Source organism: Intestinibacter sp. (assembly GCF_051866655.1).
Taxonomy (GTDB): Bacteria; Bacillota; Clostridia; order Peptostreptococcales; family Peptostreptococcaceae; genus Intestinibacter.
The window spans coordinates 1-3110 of record NZ_JBJDXL010000387.1 but is presented as its reverse complement, the minus strand read 5'-3'; the positions used below and the strand labels follow the sequence as shown (position 1 = coordinate 3110).

3 protein-coding genes are annotated in these 3110 nt (G+C 35.4%); 1 reads left to right on the top strand and 2 read right to left on the bottom strand.

Annotated features, from left to right (window positions below):
• Positions 1-70: 70 nt before the first annotated feature.
• On the top strand, positions 71-520 hold the full coding sequence (locus ACI3VO_RS11650) for a flavodoxin family protein (RefSeq protein ID WP_439758079.1): 450 nt from the start codon (positions 71-73) through the stop codon (positions 518-520).
• A 47-nt stretch (positions 521-567) separates the two neighbouring features.
• Here ACI3VO_RS11650 and ACI3VO_RS11645 read toward each other — a convergent pair whose 3' ends face one another.
• Both ACI3VO_RS11645 and ACI3VO_RS11640 read right to left on the bottom strand, forming a co-directional pair.
• Entirely contained in the window at positions 568-1404 is an 837-nt protein-coding gene (locus ACI3VO_RS11645; protein ID WP_439758078.1) for a YwqG family protein, read from the bottom strand.
• 22 nt (positions 1405-1426) lie between these two features.
• Positions 1427-3022 carry an N-acyl-D-amino-acid deacylase family protein gene (locus ACI3VO_RS11640; RefSeq protein ID WP_439758077.1) on the bottom strand — a complete coding sequence of 532 codons (1596 nt, stop codon included), beginning with the start codon at positions 3020-3022 and terminating at the stop codon, positions 1427-1429.
• Between the last annotated feature and the right edge of the window lie 88 nt (positions 3023-3110).

Sequence of the window (3110 nt, the reverse complement as noted above, 5' to 3'; positions counted from 1 at the left end):
CTGCGTACTTGTTTCTTTTTTTTATACATAGTATATTAAATGTACTATAAATATTCAAGGGGGTTACGAAATGAAAACAGCAATTATATATTATTCAAAACACCATGAAAATACAAAACAGTTACTAGACGCAATTAAATCATCTTCATCTGATGAAATCACACTTATCGATGTAACTAATACTCCAACTGCTGATCTTGACTCTTATGATGCCATCGGTTTTGCATCTGGGATATATTACTCAAAATTCCACAAGACAGTATTAGAGTTTGCAAAGGACAATCTTCCAAGTGGCAAAGATGTGTTCTTTATCTATACATACGGCTCAAAAAAGGACACTTATACAAAAGCAATTAAAAATGCTATTTCCGATAAGAACGCAAATATTTTAGGTGAATACGGCTGTAGTGGTTTGGATACATTCGGACCATTCAAGCTTATCGGTGGTATTGCCAAAAATCACCCTGATGACGATGATAAAAAAGGCGCTGTTGAATTTTACAATAATTTATATAAGTAACATGCAAAAGGAGGCATCGCTTTTATCGCGACACCTCCTCAATTGTTTTAATAGCAATCCCAATTATAAAGAACGTTGCTAAAATCTCTATTTTTCAAATCCTCTGCATTAACAAAGAAGTTACCAACTCCTGAATCTCCCCACATTATATGTATATCTTCATCATCATCGTCAATAGTATCTATTTGCAATAACAAAGTATCGTGCCCATTGTAATCATATCCCCTAGGATCCTCTTGTGTAAAAAAAGGATATCCGCCTATTTTAATGCCCTCGCCTGAATCATTTTCTCTTGAAATTTTATCATAAAGGTCAGAATCAAATTCGTCTATATCAAAAAAAGCATTTATAGGCTCATCTGGAAATTTTCTATTATATTTTTCTACAAATATATCATCATATCTAAAATCCTCAAATGACATGCCCTCTTCAGTAATTTTAAACTCCATTTTAAATTCACCCTCAAACACAAACCACTCGTCTTCGTCTTCATAATAAGGATTGTAGATTTTAGATACTTTCTCTTCTTTTACACTTTTATCAATTTCCTCGTAATATATCACTCTAAATGTATCCTGACTTGCAGAATTATCAAAGTCTAATCCATAGCATTCATCGGCAAGAACAAAAAATTGCAATAATCCCTCGCTAGGCAAGTCCTCCATTCCCTGCAAATCTTGTAGGTTTATTTGCGCCAATAGCTTAAGCTGTCTACCCTCCTTATCTACAGGAAGTTCTTTATCCTTAGGTAGATAAGGTATTCCACCTAGCTTTGAGTCAGTTAAATTAGTCTTTTGCCTTTTTAAATCGACATATGCCACTTTTTTAGAAGTTTCTTTTTCGACTTCTTTTAATATTTCTAGTATAGCTTCTCTTTTACTCATAATACTCTCCTTTAAATTTTTCTTAAACATTATGTAATACTATCTTTCCAGGAGTCTTGCCTGTCAGCATTTTATCGTGGTAAACTACCTCACCGCCGACTATAACATATTCAATGCCCTCTGATAATAAATTAGGCTCTTGATAAGTATTTCCAGGACCTATCTTATCGTAATCAAAAATCACAAGGTCAGCATCATAGCCATCTTTTATCGCGCCCTTGCCTGCCATTTTATATCTAGTAGCAGGTAAATTAGTTATTTTTGCTATAATTTCCTCAAGAGTGAATAAATTCTTTTGTTTGTGGAAATAATCTATAGCACGGGGGAATGTAGCATATGCTCTTGGATGACATTTTCCATCGAGCGATTTTACGATTCCATCTGTTCCTACTACTGTGTTTTCGTTCTTTATTATGCTGAATATATCGTCCTCGCACATAGTGAAGTATATCGCTGTGCCGACACCTTTGTTTTTGATTAGTATGTCGAAAAATGCATCGAAAGGATCTACTCCTATTTTTCTAGCATACTCAGCCACAGTCATTCCGACTGCATCCTTGAAATGAGGGCAGTCAGCTATAAATATCCCTTCAAATCCACCAGAATTTAGATATAAGTTTTCATAATCTTCAGTAGGATTGATCATCTCAGCCTTGATTTCTTCGCGCATTTTTTCATCCTTAAGATATTCCACTAATCCACTCATTCCATTTGATATATATTTTGGCGGAATAGTTACAGATAAGTGAGTCATACCTGATTCATAAGGATATTGGTCGATAGTTATTTCCATACCCCTAGATATAGCGGCTTCTATCAATTGCAATCCCTCATCGCATATATGCCAGTTCGCCTTACCTTGAGATTTGTAGTGAGATATACATAGTGGAACACCTGCGCTTTCGGCAACATATATAGCTTCCTTGACTGCCTCTACTAGATGATTTGACTCGTTTCTCATATGAGTAGCATAAACTCCTCCGTACTCCTTGACAACCTTACAAAGCTCAACCAATTCCTCAGTATCACAATAAACACCAGGCGTATAAATTAACCCAGAGCTCATTCCCAAGCATCCATTTTCCATAGCCTCTCTAACTAGAGCCTTCATTTGCTCCAACTCATCATCAGTAGGCTTTCTATTGTCAAACCCCATCACAGCAGTTCTAACAGTACAATGCCCCACCAAAAGCTTCGTATTGTAAACTAAAGGCACCTTCTTCATATACTCAAGATATTTTTTAAATGAAGTGTAATCCTCCATTTCCTCTCTAAAATCATCTGTCAATATGCTCAAATCCTCTTTCAATAAATCTATAGTTTTAGGATTTACTGGAAAAGATGTAAAACCGCATTGCCCTCCTATCTCAGTAGTTACCCCTTGAGAAACCTTTGATAATGCTGAAAATTCCTTTCCTAATACAATATCCCCATGAGAATGCGCATCTATAAACCCGGGACATATGCATAAATTTGTTCCATCTATAATTCGTGATGCACCTTCACTACTAGATGGCGACAAAACTATCTTGCCATTTGAAATAGCTACATCTCCAATGTATGCTGGAGTTTTTAAACCGTCGATTATGTTCACGTTTTTTACAATAATATCGTACATTTAATACACACCCTTCATATTTTATAATTAAATTATACAATAACTTTTGCACAAAAAGGGACTATCGCTTTTTCTTCGATAGCCCCTC

Excerpts from the sequence above, each read along its gene's own strand:
- ACI3VO_RS11650 (WP_439758079.1), top strand. The coding sequence starts at position 71 with ATGAAAACAGCAATTATATATTATTCAAAACACCATGAAAATACAAAA.
- ACI3VO_RS11645 (WP_439758078.1), bottom strand. The coding sequence starts at position 1,404 with ATGAGTAAAAGAGAAGCTATACTAGAAATATTAAAAGAAGTCGAAAAA.
- ACI3VO_RS11640 (WP_439758077.1), bottom strand. The coding sequence starts at position 3,022 with ATGTACGATATTATTGTAAAAAACGTGAACATAATCGACGGTTTAAAA.